The 21,240-nt window shown below is 64.3% G+C and carries 17 protein-coding genes; 11 read left to right on the forward strand and 6 right to left on the reverse strand.

All coding sequences use genetic code 11. From position 1 onward, the window contains the following. From BN2475_RS00740 to BN2475_RS36300, 3 genes are all read right to left on the reverse strand, one after another. The coding region (locus BN2475_RS00740; RefSeq protein ID WP_143325704.1) for a LysR family transcriptional regulator at nucleotides 1-299 on the reverse strand (299 nt) is incomplete at its 3' end. A gap of 197 nt (nucleotides 300-496) precedes the next feature. Continuing rightward, entirely contained in the window at nucleotides 497-1,579 is a 1,083-nt protein-coding gene (locus BN2475_RS00745; protein WP_094777674.1) for a porin, read from the reverse strand. Nucleotides 1,580-2,097: 518 nt separating this feature from the next. Further along, nucleotides 2,098-2,439: a hypothetical protein gene (locus tag BN2475_RS36300; RefSeq protein WP_342744564.1), complete on the reverse strand. Its 342-nt coding sequence runs from the start codon at nucleotides 2,437-2,439 to the stop codon at nucleotides 2,098-2,100. 369 nt (nucleotides 2,440-2,808) lie between these two features. On the opposite strand from BN2475_RS36300, the gene BN2475_RS33310 reads away from it, so the two are divergent. The 10 genes from BN2475_RS33310 (at nucleotide 2,809) to BN2475_RS00795 (ending at nucleotide 15,525) form a co-directional block, all read left to right on the forward strand. After that, nucleotides 2,809-3,120: a hypothetical protein gene (locus tag BN2475_RS33310; protein ID WP_143325705.1), complete on the forward strand. Its 312-nt coding sequence runs from the start codon at nucleotides 2,809-2,811 to the stop codon at nucleotides 3,118-3,120. 81 nt (nucleotides 3,121-3,201) lie between these two features. After that, nucleotides 3,202-4,230, forward strand: a complete 1,029-nt coding sequence (locus BN2475_RS00755; RefSeq protein ID WP_094777676.1) for a bile acid:sodium symporter family protein — start codon at nucleotides 3,202-3,204, stop codon at nucleotides 4,228-4,230. Between the two features lie 348 nt (nucleotides 4,231-4,578). After that, nucleotides 4,579-6,429, forward strand: coding sequence for an EAL domain-containing protein (locus BN2475_RS00760; RefSeq protein ID WP_094777677.1), 1,851 nt, complete (start codon nucleotides 4,579-4,581; stop codon nucleotides 6,427-6,429). A gap of 189 nt (nucleotides 6,430-6,618) precedes the next feature. Continuing rightward, nucleotides 6,619-7,605, forward strand: a complete 987-nt coding sequence (locus tag BN2475_RS00765; protein WP_094777678.1) for a LacI family DNA-binding transcriptional regulator — start codon at nucleotides 6,619-6,621, stop codon at nucleotides 7,603-7,605. Next, nucleotides 7,602-8,885, forward strand: a complete 1,284-nt coding sequence (locus BN2475_RS00770; RefSeq protein ID WP_094777679.1) for an AGE family epimerase/isomerase — start codon at nucleotides 7,602-7,604, stop codon at nucleotides 8,883-8,885. The genes BN2475_RS00765 and BN2475_RS00770 overlap by 4 nt, the downstream gene beginning before the upstream one ends. Next, nucleotides 8,882-9,799 carry a carbohydrate kinase family protein gene (locus BN2475_RS00775; protein ID WP_094777680.1) on the forward strand — a complete coding sequence of 306 codons (918 nt, stop codon included), beginning with the start codon at nucleotides 8,882-8,884 and terminating at the stop codon, nucleotides 9,797-9,799. The genes BN2475_RS00770 and BN2475_RS00775 overlap by 4 nt, the downstream gene beginning before the upstream one ends. A 119-nt stretch (nucleotides 9,800-9,918) precedes the next feature. Beyond that, the gene (locus BN2475_RS00780; RefSeq protein WP_094777681.1) at nucleotides 9,919-10,149 is read left to right on the forward strand and encodes a hypothetical protein; all 231 of its coding nucleotides are present in this window, start codon (nucleotides 9,919-9,921) and stop codon (nucleotides 10,147-10,149) included. Between the two features lie 64 nt (nucleotides 10,150-10,213). After that, entirely contained in the window at nucleotides 10,214-10,459 is a 246-nt protein-coding gene (locus tag BN2475_RS00785) for a hypothetical protein (RefSeq protein ID WP_094777682.1), read from the forward strand. Between the two features lie 250 nt (nucleotides 10,460-10,709). Continuing rightward, nucleotides 10,710-11,684 (forward strand): ion channel, encoded by a 975-nt coding sequence (locus tag BN2475_RS00790; RefSeq protein WP_094777683.1) that lies wholly within the window; start codon nucleotides 10,710-10,712, stop codon nucleotides 11,682-11,684. 253 nt (nucleotides 11,685-11,937) lie between these two features. Beyond that, a complete protein-coding gene (locus BN2475_RS00795) occupies nucleotides 11,938-15,525 on the forward strand; it encodes an indolepyruvate ferredoxin oxidoreductase family protein (protein WP_094777684.1) in 3,588 nt (1,195 codons plus the stop codon). Nucleotides 15,526-15,655: 130 nt separating this feature from the next. Here BN2475_RS00795 and BN2475_RS00800 read toward each other — a convergent pair whose 3' ends face one another. Both BN2475_RS00800 and BN2475_RS00805 read right to left on the reverse strand, forming a co-directional pair. Beyond that, complete coding sequence (locus BN2475_RS00800) at nucleotides 15,656-16,390, reverse strand: copper homeostasis protein CutC (protein WP_094777685.1); 735 nt, start codon at nucleotides 16,388-16,390, stop codon at nucleotides 15,656-15,658. A 35-nt stretch (nucleotides 16,391-16,425) separates the two neighbouring features. After that, nucleotides 16,426-17,703, reverse strand: a complete 1,278-nt coding sequence (locus tag BN2475_RS00805) for an EAL domain-containing protein (protein ID WP_094777686.1) — start codon at nucleotides 17,701-17,703, stop codon at nucleotides 16,426-16,428. A 383-nt stretch (nucleotides 17,704-18,086) separates the two neighbouring features. Here BN2475_RS00805 and BN2475_RS00810 point away from each other — a divergent pair, with 383 nt between their 5' ends. Continuing rightward, a complete protein-coding gene (locus BN2475_RS00810; RefSeq protein WP_094777687.1) occupies nucleotides 18,087-19,742 on the forward strand; it encodes a Na+/H+ antiporter in 1,656 nt (551 codons plus the stop codon). Between the two features lie 83 nt (nucleotides 19,743-19,825). On the opposite strand, the gene BN2475_RS00815 is transcribed toward BN2475_RS00810, so the two are convergent. Next, complete coding sequence (locus BN2475_RS00815; protein WP_094777688.1) at nucleotides 19,826-21,133, reverse strand: solute carrier family 23 protein; 1,308 nt, start codon at nucleotides 21,131-21,133, stop codon at nucleotides 19,826-19,828. Nucleotides 21,134-21,240 lie beyond the last annotated feature (107 nt).

Raw genomic sequence — 21,240 nt, forward strand, 5'->3', positions numbered from 1 at the left:
GTTAGCGACGACACCCGCAAGCGCCCATGCGGCACGACGCTGGCCGCGCCGACCACCTGCTCGGCTTCCTCGAGCTCGGTCAGCACCTGGCTCAGCCGCTCGTAATACTCGCGCCCCGCCTCGGTCGGCGCGACGCGCCGCGTGGTGCGGTTCAGCAAGCGCGCGCCAAGCTGCTGTTCAAGGTGCATCACGTGCTTGCTCGCCATCGCCGCCGACATCTCCATCCGTTCGGCCGCGCCGACGAAGCTGCCAACTTCGACCACATGGCGGAACACTTTCATGCTGACGAGGGTATCCATCTGAATCGCTCGCTTCAGGAATCAATCGACGCCATTTTGCCGCGTTTATCAAAAAATGATCGGCAAATCGGTGCGATGCGAAAACTGGAAGCGACAAAGCTCGCCTTCCGGGGAAGGCGGGCTTTGCTTTTGCGGGATGGCTGCTGCGGCGCTCCGGCGACTGCATGCCAGCTACCGCGCCGGGCCACCTCAGACACTTAGAACTTCGCGCGCAGGCCGGCACCGTAGGTGTTGCCGCTCGACTGGCCGGTGATGTGGTCGTACAGATACGCTGCGTACACATCGGTGCGCTTGGACAGCGGGTAGTCGTAGCCGATCGCAGCCGTCTGACGGGTCTGGTTCGAACCGCCGCCGTTGCGCGAATATGCATACGATGCCAGCACCGAGCCCGGGCCGAACGGCACCGTGACGCCGCCCTGTCCGGTGTTCACGTGCCAGCTCGTGACCTGCTGATCGTTGTACGTGTACATGTACTGGCCGTAGAGCTTCACGAACTTCAGGTCGTACGACACGCCGGCTTGCGCGACGCTCTGGCTGCGCAGGCCGGGCACGCCCGAAGTTTCGAAGCTGCCGAGGTCGCCCGGGACGTTGTTGAAGTTCACGTACTGGTACACCGCCGTCGCTGCGAACGGGCCATGGAAGTACAGTACCTGACCGCTCCACTTCTTCGCGCCGTTCTGCGTCGTGTTGCCGAGCGCGTACATCGCCGTCGCCGACAGGCCGTTGAAGTTCGGCGATGCATACGACACCGCGTTGTTCCAGCCCGAGTCGCCGGTCACGCCCTGGTCGGTGGTGTAGGTCGGAAACGTACCGAGGCCGAGGTACACGTGGTACACCATCGGCGAGAACACGTAGGAGTCGATGAACGGATTAAACAGGATCGTCGACACGAACAGCGGCGTCGTCAGGCGGCCGGCCGTCACCGTGCCGTACGGCGATTCGATCCCGACGTAGGCATTGCGCGAGAACATCGTGTCGCCGGTGAAGCGGCCGAACTCGCCATTCTGCGCGCGGAAGAAGCCTTCCACCGTGAAGATCGCCTTATAGCCGTTGCCCAGATCCTCCGCCCCCTTCATGCCCCAGTACGACGTCGACATGCCGCCGCCGGAGACCACCACGGCCGTCTTGCCGCCGGGGAATTTCTGCGAGCCGACCCATTCGTCGACCTGGCCATACAGCTGCACGCTCGATTGCGCAAAAGCAGACGATGCACTGGCCAGCAGAGCGGCACACGCGGTTGCCTTGAGGGTGGTGCTCAGCGCACTGCTGATTGTTTTCATGGATTCTCCATTCTTTGTAAAAAGGGGGGGCTGTGCGAAAGGGGTGCCCGCGCGAACCATTGTTGGTGTCCGTTCGACGTCGAGCCAATCTGGGCGGGACCATCTTTGCGGACCATTTTTATGGACAAAAATATCGTTGCTTATTGCGGGTATATCGGTCTGGTTAGTTTTGTCGCTTATCGGCCTGGTAACGCGTCGACAGTCAGCGTTTTCGCCGGCGTGCGGCGGCCTCGCCATATGGCGCACAGAGGTACGGATACCGTGGCAGCTCGGGCGAGCAGCCCTCAGATGACATGCGGATGACGCGTCGCAGCAGAAACGCCGAGATTTGACGACGGGAGCGGGATTGCTGCCGAGTGTTTTTTAAAAAGTGTGGCGTCGAAACGTCAGATTGATGCGTGGGGTTGAAAATGCGTCGACGCGCGGGCGCTGCGGCTAAGAGGTAAGAACGGCGGAAGGGGTGCGGAAGGAAGCGGCGACGAGTGACCGGTGTCTAGTCGCTAGTTGCGCTAGTTGAGCTAGTTGCGATAGGGCGAGCCTTCCGGCTGACGCGGATCATCGGGCTGACGCTGCATCGCTCGTGAAGCGGCGCCGCGCTCTTCGTTATAGCGGGCGACGTCGGCGCGAATCGAACCGCTGCGCATGGGTGAATTGGGCGGCGGCCGCGGTGCCGAGCGCGACTCGGCGCTGACCGGCGTGATCGCGCCGGTGTACTGCATGCGGCCGCGGCCATCGCCGGGATAACCGGACGCTCCTGCCACGCGACGCATGCCGGGACTGTAGACGCCGAAGCGTTCGGCGAAACTGCTGCCCGCGAAGTTCGCGCCGCCATTGGGCATGCGCGGGTTACGGTCGGCCATCGAATTACGAACGTGTCTTGCCGTGCGAGCGCCGTCGTAACGACCGGCATTGCCTAAGTCTGCCCGCGTGGCGCGATCCGCGGCGGCATGCGAGTAACTGAAACCGCCACCGTGAGCCATGGGCCCTTTTGCGTACACGAACGAGCACAGCGCGGCGATAGCCGCGCCCAACGCCCAGTGCCTCGTTCTCGACAACCCGTCCACCTGGTGACTCTCACGCCCGAAGACTTGCCTGAAGACCACCGTTCGAGCTGCGATGGACTTGTTCCGGGACTCGCAGATGCATCGCTTTCACGTCGCGGTGCGGGGCGTCCCAATGGCCTTTGAACGGTAATTTATGGGCGTGCAAGGAGGGTGTCGAGCCAAAAAGTGTTAGACCTCAACCGCGGTTGTAACACCTTGTTACTGCGACGTTTTTTCACGACAAGGCTCTTGCGCGAAAGCATTGAAACCGCTTGCGCGCAAGGCGTTTGCACAAACTCAATCCTGCCTGATCAAGACAAAGGACAGCCGTTTTTTCGACCGATCAGTCAAACCGACATGGACCAATCCGGCCACCTCGCCAATACTGAAATCGGCGGATCGCATCAATCGGCTCCCTTCGTTGGCGCGGCTTTTGATGCACAGCAATCATTAATCGATTCGGCAAATGAATTTGCTTTTTCAATCGATTTTCAATAACAATAGCTGTTTCTCATAATCAAGGCGGCGCCTTTGCGCGTGCGTCCGTGCTATTGCGCATCACCGAATCGAGATTTCGACATGGCTCGCCCGAAACTGCTTCCCGACAACTTCACCCTATGCCTCGTCGGCACCGTGATCCTTGCCAGCGTCCTGCCGGCTCATGGACAGGCCGCCGTCGGATTCAACTGGGTGACGAACGTGGCGGTCGGCCTGCTGTTTTTCCTGCACGGCGCCAAGCTTTCACGTGAAGCGATCATTGCGGGTGCGACGCACTGGCGCCTTCATCTGGTCGTACTTCTGAGCACGTTCGCGCTGTTCCCCCTGCTCGGCCTCGCGCTTAAACCGCTCCTTTCGCCACTTGTCACGCCGGCGCTCTATGCGGGGGTCCTCTTCCTCTGCACGCTGCCATCGACGGTCCAGTCGTCGATCGCGTTCACCTCCATTGCCAAAGGCAACGTGCCGGCCGCCGTATGCAGCGCGTCGGCCTCGAGCCTGCTCGGCATCTTCGTCACGCCAGCGCTCGTCAGCGTCGTCGTCACCAACCAGGCGGCCGGCGCAAGCGCGTCGCCGTGGCACACGGTCGGCAACATCGTGCTGCAACTGCTTGTGCCGTTCGTGGCCGGGCAGTTGCTGCGTCCGCTGATCGGCAAGTGGATCGAGCACCACCGCGGCGTGCTGAAGTTCGTCGACCAGGGTTCGATCCTGCTGGTGGTGTATGGCGCGTTCAGCGAGGCCGTCACCGAAGGCCTGTGGCGCCAGATCCCGCTGTCCGCGCTCGGCGGCCTGCTGCTGATCTGCGTCGTACTGCTCGCGCTCGCGCTGGCCATGACGATCTTCGTCAGCAAGCGGCTCGGTTTTAACCGCGCGGACCAGATCACGATCATCTTCTGCGGATCGAAGAAGAGTCTCGCCGCCGGCGTGCCGATGGCCAAGGTCATTTTCGCCTCGCATGCGGTGGGCGCCGTGGTCCTGCCGCTGATGCTGTTCCACCAGATCCAGCTGATGGTTTGCGCCGCGCTCGCGCAACGCTGGGGGGCGCGCGACCTCAGCGGCGAGACTCAGGCCGCCTCGCGCGAGCGGCCCGCTGCCGCCGTCGCGCGCCGTTGAATATGCGCGCAATGCAAACAGAACATTCATAAGCGCCCTCCCTGAGCGTCGTTTGAAGAAAGCCGCCTTGTGCGGCTTTTTCGTTATTTCACGCGCAAACGCGGGCGCTGTCGCCTCGGCCGGATGGCGTAGGAGAATTCCGCGAGGATCCTGGCAGCATCCAGGCGAGATCCGGGCAGAACCCCGGCAGCATCCACGCTAAATCCACGCAGACTCGCGCCGCCCAGGAACCGACGGCGAAGCTCACCTTACCTGCACCAGCCCGGTGCCAACCGTCACCAAAAGTTCACTCAATTCCAGGCGCATCGCGCCGATAAGCCGAAGGTCCATCGCTACGCCCGTCCCTTCATGCAACCTCCCTCGCCCTCCCGATCCGCTGCGCCGCCCATCGGGGAGTTGATCGCCCGGCGTGAGCTCTGCGCCGTATTTCAGCCGATCATCGATTTCGCAGACGGCGCGATCCTCGGCTACGAAGGTCTGATCCGCGGGCCGGCCGGCACCACGCTGGAAACGCCGTTCGCGCTGTTTTCGCAGGCGCTCGCCGAGGGCTGTGCCATCGAACTCGAACGGGCCGCCGCGCGCGCGTGCATCGAAGCGTTCGCTAAGCTCGATTTCGACGGCAAGCTGTTCCTCAATTTCAGCGCCGGCGCGATGCGCCAACTGACCGATGCACGCGACGACACGCTCGCACTGCTGCGTCAGCGGGGCGTCGATCCGCGGCGGATCGTGATCGAGTTGACCGAGCAGAGCACGATTCTGGATGTCGCGAGTTTCCTGCCGGTGATCGCGGCGCTGCGCACAGCCGGCGCGCAGTTCGCACTGGACGACTACGGCACCGCGAACGCCAGCATGAGTCTTTGGGTGAAACTGCAACCGGACGTCGTGAAGATCGACCGCTTCTTCATCCACGACATCGCCAGCGATCCGCTCAAGTTCGAGGCCGTGCGCGCGATGCAGCACTTTGCCCACGCAAGCGGCGCGCAACTGGTGGCCGAAGGCATCGAAAACGAAGCGGATCTGATCGTGGTGCGCGACATGGGGATCGGCTGCGGACAGGGTTACTTCTTCGGCCGTCCGCGTGCGCAGCCGGCGCGCAGCGTGACGGATGACGCACGCGACGCGCTGCGGGCAGGTCATATCGCCGTGTTTCCGGAGGCCACGCGCACGGTGCACAGCGCGTCGTCGTCGGGCGGCATGGCTTCGGCGAAGATGCTGGTGCACGCACCCGCGCTGCCGCGTCAAGCCACCAACAACGACGTGCTCGAACTGTTCAACCGCCTGCCGGACCTGCACGCGGTCGCGGTGGTCGAAGACGACGAACCGGTCGCGCTGATCAACCGGCGCAGCTTCATGGATCGCTACGCGCTGCCGTATCACCGCGAGTTGTTCGGCAAGCGCCCGTGCCTGCAGTTCGCCAACGCGTCGCCGGTCGTCATCGAGAAATCCATGACCGTCGAACAGATGGCCAAGCTGCTGGCGAGCGACGACCAACGCTATCTCGCCGACGGTTTCGTGATCACCGACAACGGCAAGTACGCCGGCCTCGGCACCGGCGAGAACCTCGTGCGCGCCGTCACCGAAGTACGCATCGAAGCGGCGCGCTACGCGAACCCGCTGACCTTCCTGCCGGGCAACATTCCGATCAGTTCGCACATTGCTCGCCTGCTCGGCAACGACGCGGGCTTCTATGCGTGCTACGTCGACCTGAACCACTTCAAGCCGTTCAACGATCAGTACGGCTACTGGCAGGGCGACGAAGTGCTGAAACTCGCCGCCGCCGTGCTCGCCGACGTGTGCGAGCCGACCCGCGACTTTCTCGGGCACGTCGGCGGGGACGACTTCCTGATCCTGTTCCAGAGCGACGACTGGCGCGAGCGCGCGCTACGCGCGATCCATCTGTTCAACGAGGGCGTGCAGCGCTTTTACGCACCGACCGATCGGCTTGCGGGCGGTATCCACGGCGAAGACCGCCGCGGCAATCCGACCTTTTTCGGTTTCGTGACGATGGCGATTGGCTGCGTGCGGGTCGAACCTGCCGGCGAACCGTGGCTCTACAACAGCCAGCAGATCGCGTCCGTCGCGGCGCTGGCGAAGCGCCGCGCGAAGCACGAGCCGAGTGGCTTCGTGCTGATCGACGCCGATGAAAGCGCGGCGTTGTTGCGAGGCCAGACCGACGTCGCGCCGGTGTCCGCAGACTGAACCCCCAACGCACGATGATGACCTTTGTTTAGCTGTTTTACTAAACAACATAATCTAGAACAATATCAATATATACGGGTATTTACGGGTGTCTGACGGCGGTTTTACGGGCGGTTTTAGCAGCGTTTTACTATACAATCGCCCGAACCCAACCACCGTGCGGCCGCACTCGCGCGACCGCCTGATTCGATGGCCACCACCATCCGCGACGTCGCCCGCGCGGCGAGCGTGTCGATCGGCACCGTCTCACGCGCGCTGAAGAACCAGCCTGGTCTGTCCGAGGCCACCCGCGAGCGCGTCGTCGAAGCGGCGCGGCAGCTCGGTTACGACGCTGGCCAGTTGCGTCCGCGCATTCGCCGCCTGACCTTCCTGCTGCACCGTCAGCACAACAATTTCGCCGTCAGTCCGTTCTTTTCGCATGTGCTGCACGGCGTGGAAGACGCGTGCCGCGAACGCGGCATCGTGCCGTCCGTGCTGACCGCCGGCCCCACCGAAGACGTGATCCAGCAGTTGCGCCTGCACGCACCGGACGCGGTGGCGATTGCCGGCTTCGTCGAGCCGGAGACGCTGACCACGCTGGTAGCGATGCAACGTCCGCTCGTGCTGATCGATCTGTGGGCGCCCGGTCTGCGCTCGGTGAATCTCGACAATGCCGCGGGCGCCACGCTCGCGATGCGGCATCTGTTTGACCAGCAGCGCAAACGTGTCGCTTTCATCGGCGGCTCGCTCGCGCACTTCAGCATCGCGCAGCGCGCGCTCGGCTACCGGCGCGCGTTTTTCGAAGCGGGGCTGCTGTTCGACCCGTCGCTGGAAGTAACCGTCGACGCCGGCCTCGACCCCGACAGCGGCGCGGCACGCGCGATGCACCGGTTGCTCGACGCGCCGGGCCCGCGCCCCGATGCGGTGTTTGCGTACAACGACGCCGCCGCGCTCGCCGCGCTGCGCGCGTGCCTCGCACGCGGCCTGCGCGTGCCCGAGGACATCGCGATCATCGGCTTCGACGACATCCCCGCTGCCGCCCACGCCACGCCGCCGCTGTCGACCATTGCGGTCGACAAGGAAGCGCTCGGCCGGCGCGGCGTCGAACTGCTGCTTGAGGACGCACCCGCCGAACTGGAAATCCGTCTGCCCGTTCAACTCATTGCCCGTGCCAGCACTTTGGTGAAAATGCCATGACGCAAACCGATCCGCTTCACCCTGCCAACGACGCCAGCCCGGTGCCGCCCGTCGACAGTTTCCGCAGCCGCGATTTTCTGCTCGCGCACGTGCAGGACACGCTGCGCTTTTACGCGCCCAATGTGTTCGACCCGAGCGGCGGCTTCTTCCATTTCTTGCGCGACGACGGTTCGGTCTACGACAAAACCACGCGACACCTGGTGAGCAGCTGCCGCTATGTCTTCAACTACGCGATGGCGTATCGCCAGTTCGGCGACCCGCAGCATCTCGAGTATGCGCGCCACGGTTTGCGGTTCCTGCACGAAGCGCATTGGGACTCGCAGCAAGAAGGCTATGACTGGGAACTCGAATGGTGCGACGGCAAAAAGCACACGCTCGATGCGACGCGCCACTGCTACGGCCTCGCGTTCGTGCTGCTCGCGTATTCGCACGCGGCGATGGCCGGCATCGAAGAAGCGAAGCCGATGATCGGTGCGACCTTCGAGTTGATGGAGCACCGCTTCTGGGACCCCGCCGCCGGCCTCTATGCCGACGATGCCTCGCCCGAATGGCGGGTCAGCTCGTATCGCGGGCAGAACGCGAACATGCACACCACCGAGGCGCTGCTGGCCGCGCACGAAGCAACCGGCCATCTCGTCTACCTGGATCGCGCGGAACGCGTGGCGTCGAATATCACGCTGCGGCAGGCGAAGCTGTCGCAAGGTCTGGTGTGGGAGCATTTTCACGCGGACTGGTCGGTCGACTGGCACTACAACGAGGAAGACAGTTCGAACATCTTCCGCCCCTGGGGCTTCCAGCCTGGGCATCAGACCGAATGGGCGAAGCTGCTGCTGATTCTCGAGCGCTTCCGTCCGTTGCCGTGGCTGCTGCCGCGCGCAATCGAGCTGTTCGACGTCGCGATGACGCACGCGTGGGACGAAGATCACGGCGGCCTCTACTACGGCTTCGGCCCGGACGGCACGGTGTGCGACCACGACAAGTATTTCTGGGTGCAGGCCGAAACCCTGGCGACGGCCGCGCTGCTCGCGAGGCGCACCGGCAACGAACGTTTCTGGGACTGGTACGACGAGATCTGGCGTTATAGCTGGTCACACTTCGTCGATCACAAGCATGGCGCGTGGTATCGCATCCTCACCTGCGACAACCGTAAGTACAGCGACGCAAAGAGCCCGGCCGGCAAGACCGACTATCACACGATGGGCGCGTGCTACGAGGTACTGGCTCACGCACTGCCCGACGGCGCGGCCATCGTGTCCGAATCAGCGGAGAAAACAGAATGAGCAACCTCAGCGCAAGCCCCGAATTCCCCCTCTTCGTTTCCGCCGGCGACATCCTCACCGACCTCGTGCGGACCGGCGCGTCGCAATGGCTGTCGCGTCCCGGCGGCGCCGGCTGGAACGTGGCGCGCTGCGTCGCGCGGCTCGGCTTGCCGACCGCGTGCGCCGGGTCGCTCGGCGTCGACAATTTCTCCGACGACCTGTGGCACGCGAGCGTCGCCGCGGGTCTCGACATGCGCTTCATGCAGCGCGTCGAGCGCCCGCCGCTGCTCGCGATCGTTCACCAGACACATCCGCCCGCGTACTTTTTCATGGGCGAGAACGGCGCCGACCTCGCCTTCGACCCGGCACATTTGCCGGCGGGGTGGATGGGCCACGTGAAGTGGGCGCACTTCGGTTGCATCAGCCTCGTGCGGCAACCGCTCGGCGATACGCTTGCGGCGTTGGCGGCCGAGTTGCGTGCGCGCGGTGTGAAGATCAGTTTCGATCCGAACTACCGGAATCTGATGGAGCACGGCTACGAGCCAACGCTGCGAAGAATGGCCGCGCTCGCCGATCTGATCAAGGTATCCGACGAAGATCTGCGCCTGCTGTTCAAGACCGACGACGAAGCCGCCGCTCTCACGCAACTGCGCTCGATGAATCCGGCCGCCACCGTGATGGTCACGCGCGGACCGGAGTCGGCGATGCTGATCGACGGCACGCTGGTGGTCGAGGCGCGCCCGCCCCGCATCGAGGTGGTCGATACCGTGGGCGCAGGCGACGCGTCGATCGGCGGTCTGTTGTTCAGCCTGATGACCGCTGCGCAGCGAGCCTGGCCCGAACATCTGGCGTTTGCGCTGGCCGCCGGCGCGGCCGCCTGCCGGCACGCCGGCGCGCATGCGCCGACGCTGGATGAGGTCGTCGCGCTGCTGTAACTGTCCTGCCTTGTGCGGCGCGCATAGTCACGACATGGAGCGCCGCGTGACGCAGAACCGAACCTCCATCATCGTGCTAGGATGAACTGAACGGAACCTTTGGAACAAGGAGCGAGGCCATGGAGGACATCACCTACACCAAAGGCATCTACACGGCCACGGCCTCGGCAAGAGAAGTCCAGCGCGATACCTGGCAGGGCGTGGTCGTTCTCACGCGTGACGAAGGCGAACCCAGCACCGATCAGGAAACTACGCTCTACGAAGTGGACGCCACTTCATCGACGGCGGAGGAAGCCCTCGAGGAAGCCAAAGCGCTCGCTCATCGCATCCTCGGGGAAATCGAACTGTAGGCAGACCGGCACCGTGCATGCCGCACCGTGCTATCCATCCAGAAGCAACTGGCGGGAGTCGATCATGACTGAGCAGATCTTCTTCTACGGCGTGTACTCGATACACGTCCGCCCACTCGAACTCAACGGCGCTCGCTGGGACGCGGAATACGAAATCCGCCATCGCGAGAAAGCCGTCAAATCGTGGACCACGGTCGGCGGCGACGACGGCTATGCCGACGAAGCCGAAGCGATCGCGAGCGCCCATCAGCGAGCGGTCGACGACATCGAACACGGCGCCGGCATTCCCAAGCCCCGCGCATTTCCGTAGACGCGAGGCGCACGCGCTTTTCGAACGCACACGACGGCACCCGGTGCCACCCGGCGCCACGTGTGCAACGCGACACACCACAGCGCGTGTACGCGGCACGCGGACGATTTGTGCATGAACGCTCGCGCGGCACGCAACCGCTGCAGGCGTGAACACGCCGCTTTGGCCGCCGCCCCTGCCGCTGAAAATCAGCTTCCGCGAGCGAGGCGGCATGCTACGCTTTGCGCGTTTTCCTCTCCCAGAGCACGCGATGGCTACTGAACCGTCAGACCGTTTTTCGGGCATCGGCGAGGCCGAAGCAAGCGCGCGCAAGCGTCGTGCGCGCGGCAGCCGCGAAATGCGTCTGGACGATCGCGTGGTCATCGCGCATGGCATGCCGACACCGCTCTGGCAGGATCTTTATCACCGCGCCCTGGTGGTTCGCTGGCCGACGTTTTTCGCGTCGCTCGCGGGGCTGTTCCTGTTGCTCAACACCACGTTCGCCGCGCTCTACATGCTCGGCAACGCGCCGATTGCCAATCAGTTTCCGGCGGGGTTCGCCGGCGCGTTTTTCTTTAGCGTCGAAACGCTCGCGACGGTCGGGTATGGCGACATGCATCCGCAAACCGTCTACGCGCACTGGATCGCGACGCTCGAAATCTTCGTCGGCATGTCCGGCATCGCGTTGGCGACGGGGCTGATCTTCGCGCGTTTTTCGCGCCCGCACGCGAAGATCATGTTCGCCCGCTACGCGGTCATCCGGCCGCTCGACGGCCGCATGACGCTGATGGTGCGCTCAGCCAACGCGCGCCAGAACGTGATTGCCGAAGCCCGCGCGAACCTGCGCATTCTGCGCCAGGAAACCTCAGCCGAAGGCTTTACACTGCGCAAGCTCTACGACCTCACGCTGGTGCGCGATCAGCATCCGGTGTTCAAGCTGGGCTGGACGCTGATGCACATCATCGACGAAAGCAGTCCGTTGTTCGGCGAGACCGCCGAGACGCTCAAAGGCCGCGACGCATCGCTGCTGCTCACGCTCGAAGGGGTCGACGAATCGACTTCGCAAACCATGCAGGCGCGTCACCTGTGGACCTGCGATCAGATCTTCTGGCAATACCGTTTCGTCGACATCATGAGCGAGCAGGACGGCGTGAGCCACATCGACTATTCGCACTTCGACGAGATCGTACCGCTCGACGCGGCACCAGTGCAGACGAAGGCGGTGGATAAGGCGGCGGTGGGCTAGGCTGTATCAGCGGATGTTCTCCGCACGGACGCCGGGACGCCCCAGGGCATACCCGCACCCTCGCGGCCACGTGGTAAATCCGCCTCAAAACCTGATCGAAACGCGCGCCTCTTCGCGCCCATTTGCGAACCGCCACGCAAAGTAGAAAGAAAACACTCCAATCGGCGCTAAAAAATAGAGTCTCTTCCGCGGCGTCACTTTGGATGGTGGTCCTCACCATGGCACGCGGACGCAAAACAATGGAGACTCGCCCATGACCGCTCGCCTGCCCATCGACGGCACGCCCGCACTCGCCGACTACAAGCTGTCCGACAATCTCACCGCAACGCGCGGCCGGATCTTCCTGACCGGCACCCAGGCGCTGGTGCGCCTCGTGTTGATGCAGCGCGCGCTCGACAAGATGCGCGGCATGAACACCGCCGGCTTCATCAGCGGCTATCGCGGCTCGCCGCTTGGCATGGTCGATCAGCAGTTGTGGAAAGCGAACAAGCTGCTCGCGTCGAACGACATCCGCTTCCTGCCCGCGATCAACGAAGAACTCGGCGGCACCGCCGTGCTCGGCACGCAGCGGGTGGAAGCGGACCCGGAGCGCACCGTCGAAGGCGTGTTCGCGATGTGGTACGGCAAGGGGCCAGGCGTGGACCGCGCGGGCGATGCGCTGAAGCACGGCAACGCGTACGGCTCGTCGCCGCACGGCGGCGTGCTGGTGGTGGCGGGCGACGACCACGGCTGCGTATCGTCGTCGATGCCGCATCAGAGCGACTTCGCGATGATGGCGTGGCACATGCCGGTGGTGAATCCGTCGAACATCGCCGACATGCTTGAGTTCGGTCTGTACGGCTGGGCGTTGTCGCGCTTTTCTGGTGCGTGGGTCGGCTACAAGGCGATCTCCGAAACGGTCGAATCAGGCTCGACGGTCGATCTCGACACGCTGCAAACCCACTGGGCCGTTCCTCAGGACTTCGAAGCATCTGCCGGTGGGTTGCACAACCGCTGGCCCGATCTGCCGAGCCTGACAATCGAAGCGCGGCTGCACGCGAAGCTCGACGCCGTGCGTCACTTCGCACGCGTGAACAGCATCGACAAATGGATCGCGCCGAGCCCGCACGCGAACGTGGGAATCGTCACGTGCGGCAAGGCGCATCTGGATCTGATGGAAACGCTGCGGCGGCTCGATCTGACGGTCGCCGACCTCGACGCGGCCGGCGTGCGCATTTACAAAGTCGGCCTGTCGTTCCCGCTGGAAATGACGCGCATCGACGCGTTCGTCGCCGGCCTGTCCGAAGTGCTCGTGATCGAGGAGAAGGGTCCGGTCATCGAACAGCAGATCAAGGACTATCTCTACAACCGCACGCAAGGCACGCGGCCGATCGTCGTCGGCAAGCATGCCGAAGACGGCACGCTGCTGCTGTCGTCGCTTGGCGAATTGCGGCCGTCGCGCGTGCTGCCCGTGTTCGCGAGCTGGCTCGCGAAGCACAAGCCGGCGCTCGATCGCCGCGAACGCGTGGTCGATCTGGTGGCGCCGCAAATCCTCTCGAACGCCGCCGATAGCGTGAAGCGCACGCCGTATTTCTGCTCGGGCTGCCCGCACAACACGTCGACCAGGGTGCCCGAAGGGTCGATCGCGCAGGCGGGGATCGGCTGTCACTTCATGGCGTCGTGGATGGAGCGCGACACCACCGGCCTGATCCAGATGGGCGGCGAAGGCGTGGACTGGGCCGCGCATTCGATGTTCACGAAAACGCGTCACGTGTTCCAGAACCTCGGCGACGGCACCTACTTTCACTCCGGCATTCTCGCGATCCGCCAGGCGGTCGCCGCGAACGCCACCATCACGTACAAGATTCTCTATAACGATGCGGTTGCGATGACCGGCGGCCAGCCGGTCGACGGCAGCATCTCGGTGCCGCAGATCGCGCGTCAGGTGGAAGCCGAAGGCGTGTCGCGCTTCGTCGTGGTCAGCGATGAACCGGAGAAATACGACGGCCATCACGATCTCTTTCCGAAGGGCACGACGTTCCACCATCGCGGCGAACTGGACACCGTGCAGCGCCAGTTGCGCGACATCGACGGCGTGACCGTGCTGATCTACGACCAGACTTGCGCGGCGGAAAAACGGCGGCGCCGCAAAAAAGGCGAGTTCCCCGATCCCGACAAGCGCCTCTTCATCAACGAGGAAGTCTGCGAGGGCTGCGGCGATTGCGGCGTGCAGTCGAACTGCCTGTCGGTGGAACCGGTCGAGACGGCCTTGGGGCGCAAGCGCCGCATCGATCAATCGTCGTGCAACAAGGACTACTCGTGCGTGAACGGCTTCTGCCCGAGCTTCGTCACGGTGGAAGGCGGCAAGCTGAAAAAAGCCGCGGGCGTCGCATTCGATCCGCAGGCGCTGGCCGCGCAGGTCGACGCGTTGCCGGTGCCCGCCACGCATCTCGATGCCGCGCCGTACGACATCCTGGTGACCGGCGTCGGCGGCACGGGCGTGGTGACGGTCGGCGCATTGATCAGCATGGCCGCGCATCTGGAAGGCAAGAGCGCGTCGGTGCTGGACTTCATGGGCTTCGCGCAAAAGGGCGGCTCGGTGCTGTCGTTCGTGCGCTTCGCCGCACGCGACGAGTGGCTCAACCAGGTGCGCATCGACACGCAACAGGCCGACGTGCTGCTCGCCTGCGACATGGTGGTCGGCGCGAGCGCCGACGCGCTGCAAACGGTGCGTCACGGACGCACGCGCATCGTCGTCAACACACACGCCATTCCGAACGCGGCCTTCGTGCAAAACCCGGACGCGACGCTGCACGCCGATGCGTTGATCGACAAGATGCGTCATGCGGCGGGACCCGAGCGCATGTCGACGTGCGATGCGCAGGCGCTCGCCACGCGCTTTCTCGGCGACACGATCGGCGCGAACATCCTGATGCTCGGTTACGCGTGGCAACTCGGTCTGGTGCCGGTGTCGTTCGCCGCGATGATGCGCGCGATCGAATTGAACAACGTCGCAGTGCAGATGAACCAGCTGGCGTTCTCGATCGGCCGGATGGCCGCCGCCGCTCCGGCCGCGCTCGAATCGCTATGGCAAGCGCGCCATCCGGCGAAACAGAGCGTGCGCGTCGACACGCTCGACGAACTGATCGCGCATCGCGAAGGGCGTCTGCAGACCTACGGCGGTGCTGCGTACGTGAAGCGTTATCGCGCGTTGGTCGACGCGGCACGCCGCGCTGAAACCGCCGTGGATCCGGCGAGCGAGCGCGTGACGCACGCGCTCGCCACCACGTTCTATCGTTTGCTCGCGGTGAAGGATGAATATGAAGTCGCGCGTCTGCATACCGACGCGGCGTTTCGTGAGGCGCTCGAAGCGCAATTCGAAGGGGTGGCCGGCAAGGACTTCGGCATCAAATTCAACCTCGCCCCGCCGACGCTCACGCGCACGCAAGCGGGCATCGCTCCGGCCAAGAAGACCTATGGTCAATGGCTGTGGCCGGTCCTCGGCATGCTGGCGAAATGGCGCGTGCTGCGCGCTACACCGTTCGATCCGTTCGGCCGCACGCTGGAGCGCAAGATGGAACGCGAACTCGCCAGCGACTACGAAACCACGTTACAGCGTGCGCTCGCGAAACTCGACGCGAACAATCTGGAAGACGTCGCGAAGCTCGCCGATCTGCATGCGCGGGTGCGCGGCTATGGCCACGTGAAGCTGGCGAATCTGGCGGGTGTGAAGCGCGGTGAACGCGAACTGGCGGCACGCTTGCAGATCGACGCGGCGACCGGCGCGTCGGTGCGCAAATCGCTGGAAGAGATGAAGGGCGCGGGTCAGTTGCGCGGCATCCCGGTGGTGGTCGCGAAGTAGTTGCAGGTGGTCGCGAAGTCGTTGTGTGCAGGCGAAAGATGCGACTTGGTGCGCGGTAGAAGAAGGACAAAGCAAGAGGACAAAGCCGCTTCGTGTTCCTCCCGAAGCGGCTTTTTTCCTGCGCGACGATTCAGCTACGCCGTGCTGCGTCCAGCCGCGCCCTCACCTGCCTGACCCTCTCTGCATCGACGGGCGCGAGAGCGTTGCTGTCCACGCGAACGCCCGAACCGAAATGCACGGCTTCGACCTGCGTTCTGCTCACGAAGCCCGCGACCGCATCGACCGTCAAACCCGCACCGGCCAGCACCGTGCAGTGCGACCCGGCTGCTTGCCGCACCAGTGCGCCAAGCGCGGCTTCCGCGTGCAATGCCGATGACTTTCCGCCCGACGTCAGCACATTCGTCACGGCATCGAAACCGAGCAGCACGTCGAGCGCTTTGTGCAGATCGCGCGCTTCATCGAACGCGCGATGGAAGGTGATCGGCAGACCATCGGCCGCATCGATCGCACGCGCGAGCCCTTCACGGTCGATCTCGCCGTTGGCGTCCAGCATGCCGATCACGATTCCATTCGCACCCGCCGCTTTGACCGCGCGCACGTCGCGCAGCATCACCGTGAAGTCGTCTGGGTCGTACACGAACGAACGGCCATGCGGTCGCACGATCACGTTCACCGGTACGCCGGCCGCCGGTACGCCGGCCGCCGGAATTCCGACGGCCGCCACGACTGCCTCGATCAAACCGACGCTTGGCGTCAGGCCGCCCTCGCCCAGCGCGGTGACGAGTTCGATGCGGTCGGCGCCCGCTTGCGCGGCGACGCGCGCATCGGCAACGGTCGTGGCAATGACTTCGAGTAGAACGGACATGAGCGGCGCCAGATGTCGTTAAAAACGACATCATCTCAGAACCGCTCTTCGTCCTCCCAGTCGATATCGCCGCACAACACGCAGGTCTTCTCGCCGACGCGCGTCGCGACCGACAGCGTGACGCACGGCAACGCCTCGTTGATCGACAGATACGGACGCGTCACATGCACGCGTTCCGGCGCATTGATCGCGTCGCGGAAATACGGACGACGCAGCCAGCTCGCCCCTTGCGCGTCGACGAGCGGCAGAAAGCGCGTTTCACGTGCCGCGCGATCGGCGCGTAACACGACATTGCGGCCAGCCTGCCGGCCCTTCGCGTCGAGCAGGAAACAGCGCGCGGCATGGTCTAGCGCGAGAAAATTCCAGCACACCTCTTCGAGCGACTCGCCCGCGGCAAGCCGCTCCGCGGCGCGCTCGAAGGCCCGCAGGTACGGCGCGAGACGGCTCGCCTTGCGGCGCTCGCGCGCTTGCGCCTGCTCGCGATAACGCTCGGTGACTTCGCCGATGCAAACGGCCGCGTGCTCCGCGTCGACCGCGCCGGGGCTCGGTCGGCCGAAGAAAAAGCCCTGTACGAAGTCGGCATTGCAGGCGAGCGCCATCTGCGCTTCATGCTCCGTTTCTACCCCTTCGATCAGCACCAGTTTGCCCGCTTCATGCAGCAGCGTGACGAGGCCGGGCAGAATCGCCGCCATATCGGCACGATGGGCCGCGTGCGACAGCATGATGCGATCGAGCTTCACGATATCGGGATTCAGTTGCCAGATCCGTTCGACGTTCGAGTGCCCCGCGCCGAAGTCGTCGAGTGCGATCAGAAAGCCGCGCTCGCGGAACTGGCGCACCGAGTCGGCGAGACGCTCGAGGTCTTCGGCTCCCTGCTCGAGCACTTCGAGCACGATGCGCCGTGACGGCAGGTCGAGCCGGCGCAGATTGGCCAGCAGCGCGGCGGCGTGATACGGATCGGTGAGCGCGTCGGGATGCACGTTCAGGAACAGCCATTCGTGCTCGACGCCGAGCACCTTGAAGTTTTCCAGATGCAACGTCTGCGCGAGCCGGTCCATGTGCAACACGTCGCCCAGACGCGCGGCCTCGCCGAATACGTCGAGCGCCGACACGGTGCGATCGAGCGCATCGCGCGCACGCAGCAATCCTTCGTAGCCGACCGCCCGCATATGCGACAGGCTGAAGATCGGCTGAAACACGCTGGTCAGCGTCAGTTCGCCATGTTGCACCGAATAACGTTGGAGGCCCGACGTCATCTCGACATCGAAGCCATGCGGCGCGCTGTGCGTCCTATCCTGCTGCGCAATCGTCATGCAGTCCTCTCAGGCAAGAGCCGGCCCGGTATGAACACGGAAGCGAACCACCTCGGCGCCGTTTCTAAAATGTGCGTCATCGTTACAGCTTAAGCAAGCTCCATGCGCACGCTGACCCACATTCGACTGAAATAAGTTCGAAAGACCGCACCGGCGAAACGGCCGATGCGCCGCGTGCGTGCGTAGCACGCACCGTCGCGGTGCGCGCCTGAGCCTTCAGCCCGGTCCCCGTGCATCGCCACCGCGCATCGCCGTCATGCTGGGCTCATGATTGCGCCGCGCGTCGTCGGGCTACACTCTGGCCTTGCATCACACGAAGGCCACGCGGTGGCAGCGTCGAAAATCCCCTGCATATCTCCCGCCATATCCCCACGAATAGACCGATGGACATTGTTCTTACCGTCTTGATTCTGCTGCTGGCCGTTGCCGCTTCAGGCATCCTGACCCGCACACTGCCGGTCAAGCTGCCGTTGCCGCTCGTGCAGATTGCAATCGGCGCGCTGCTCGCGTGGCCGAAACTCGGCTTGCACGTCACCTTCAATCCGGAAATTTTCATGGTGCTGTTCATCCCGCCGCTGCTGTTCGCGGACGGCTGGCGCATCCCCAAGCGCGAGTTCTTCATGGCGCGCAGAGCGATCCTGATGCTCGCGCTTGGCCTCGTGTTCGTGACGGTGCTGGTGGTGGGCTATTTCGCGCACGCGTTGGTGCCGTCGATCTCGCTGCCGGTCGCGTTCGCGCTCGCCGCCGTGTTGTCGCCGACCGATGCGGTGGCGCTCAGCGGCATCGTCGGCAAGAACAGGATTCCAGGCCGGCTGATGCATATCCTCGAAGGCGAGGCGTTGATGAACGACGCGTCGGGTCTGGTTGCGTTGAAGTTCGCAATCGCTGCGGCGTTGACCGGCGTATTTTCGCTGCGCGACGCCTCCATCAGTTTTGTGATCATCGCCGTGGGCGGCCTCGCGGTAGGCGCGGCCGTGAGCGCGCTGTTCAGCTTCGTGTCGACCCGCTTGCTGGGTCTCGCGGAAAGCGACGATCCCTCGCCCGGCGTCGTGATGACGCTGCTGATTCCGTTCGCCGCCTATCTGAGCGCCGAGCACTTCGAGTTGTCGGGCATTCTGGCCGCCGTCTCCGCCGGCATGATGATGAACTACGCGAACGTGGCGAATGCGGGGTCGGTGGCGTCGCGCGTGCGCGCCAACATCACGTGGACGATGATCGAATTCGTCTTCAACGGCATGGTGTTCATTCTGCTGGGACTGCAGTTTCCGCACATTCTCGGCCGTGCGCTGCTCGACGCGCACGAAATCAGCGACGCAAGGGTCGGACTGCTGATCGGCTACATCGTCGCGATGACCGCCGCTTTGTACGCGATGCGCTTCGTATGGGTGTGGCTGCTGCGCTGGTTCTCGAGTCGCAGCGCCGCGAAGCACGGCGTGACGAATGCGGTGCCGGGCTGGCGCATGGTGACCGTGACGACAGTCGCCGGTGTGCGCGGCGCGGTGACGCTGGCGGGCGTGCTGTCGCTGCCGGTGTCGTTGCCGGATGGCGCGCCGCTGCCGGGCCGCGATCAGGCGATTTTCATCGCCTCGGGCGTGATTCTGCTGTCGTTGCTGGTGGCGGTGGTGACGTTGCCGGTGCTGCTACGCGGCTGGCGGCGCGGCAAGGACCCGCATGCCGCAGAAGAGGCGCACGCGCGCACGTTGGCCGCGCAAGCCGCGATTCGCGCGGTCGACCAGGTGCACAATACCGAGTGCGCGAACCTGGATGAATCCGCCTCGGCGTACGCGGCGGACGTCACCGCACGGGTGATGGACGTGTATCGGCGCCGCTTGGCAACGCTCGAAGAAGAGCAGGCACCGCGCGAACTCGCGCGCCGCGCCGATGCATTGGAGTTCAGGATGAAGCTCGCGGCGATGCGCGCCGAGCGCAAGGCGCTGCTGGCGCTACGCAGCAGTCAGACGATCAACGACGAGACCTTGAACAAGCTGATGCGCGAGGTGGATTTGTCGGAGACAGCGCTAACGGCGCGCAGGGGATAGCGCACCATGTGCGGTACTGGCGGCGGTGAGCGTTTGCCCATCATGAACGGGGTAACGCCAGCGCCGCCGGTCACTGAACACGATCAGGCCACCGGCCCTTGCGCCGGCTTCCTTCTCAGCAGTGCGTACAGAATGATCGCGCCAAACGTCGCGGTGCCGATCCCACCGAGCCCAAAGCCACCGAGCTTCAACGAAAAGTCGCCAGCGCCGAGCACGAGCGTCACGGCGGCAACGATCAGGTTGCGGTTGTTGGAAAAGTCGACCTTGTTGACGACCCAGATGCGCGCGCCGGTCACCGCGATCAACCCGAACACGACAATCGACACGCCGCCCAGCACCGGTCCCGGAATGGTCTGGATCACCGCGCCGAACTTCGGCGAGAAACCCAGCACGAGCGCGATCAGCGCCGCGATCACGAACACCAGCGTCGAGTAGATCTTCGTGACGGCCATCACGCCGATGTTCTCGGCATACGTCGTCACGCCGGTGCCGCCGGCGAAGCCGGACACGATGGTCGCGAGTCCGTCGCCGATGAACGCGCGGCCGATATAGCGGTCGAGGTTCTGACCGGTCATCGCGCTCACCGCCTTGATGTGGCCGAGATTCTCCGCGACCAGGATCACCGCGATCGGCGCAAGCAGGGTCATCGCATGCGGGTCGAAGACCGGCGCAGTGAAGTGCGGCATGCCGAACCACGCGGCGTTCGCGACGATCGAGAAGTCGATCGGCTTGCCCATGCCGAGACCGTTCGTGACAATCGCGTAGATCACATAGGCCATCAGCAGGCCGATCAGGATCAGCAGCCGCTGCAGCATGCCGCGCGCAAACACCGCGACCGCGCTTACGCACAACACCGTCACCAGCGCCATCCACGAATCGAAGCTGTTGCCGCTCACGCCATGCACCGCGATCGGCGCGAGGTTCAAGCCGATCACGCAGACGATCGCCCCCGTCACCACCGGCGGCATCAGCGTCTCGATCCAGCCGGTGCCGACCGCCGACACGATCGCGCCGATGATCGCGTACACCACACCGCACGCGATGATCCCGCCCAGCGCCACCGGAATGTTCGGATTCGGACCGTGCCCGCCGTACCCCGTCACCGCGATCACCAGACCGATGAACGCGAAGCTCGAGCCGAGATAGCTCGGCACGCGGCCGCCCACCAGCACGAAAAACAACAGCGTGCCGATCCCCGACATGAAAATGCACAGGTTAGGATCGAAACCCATCAGCAACGGCGCGAGCACCGTCGCACCGAACATCGCGACCACGTGCTGAATGCCCATCGCAAACATCTGGGGCCAGGCGAGGCGCTCGTCGATGCCGACGATGCTGCCCTCGGCGGCGACAGGCTGGCGGCGCCAGCGGGGGAAATACGAAGCGGCCATTGCGGGGGTTCTCCTCTGTTCGGCGTGATGTGTGCCGGACGGCGCGCAAAACCGCGTGCTCCGGCAAATACGCGCGAGTGTACGGAGTGCCTTTGGGCCTGGCAAGC

This window comes from Paraburkholderia ribeironis, from assembly GCF_900019265.1.
Classification (GTDB): Bacteria; Pseudomonadota; Gammaproteobacteria; order Burkholderiales; family Burkholderiaceae; genus Paraburkholderia; species Paraburkholderia ribeironis.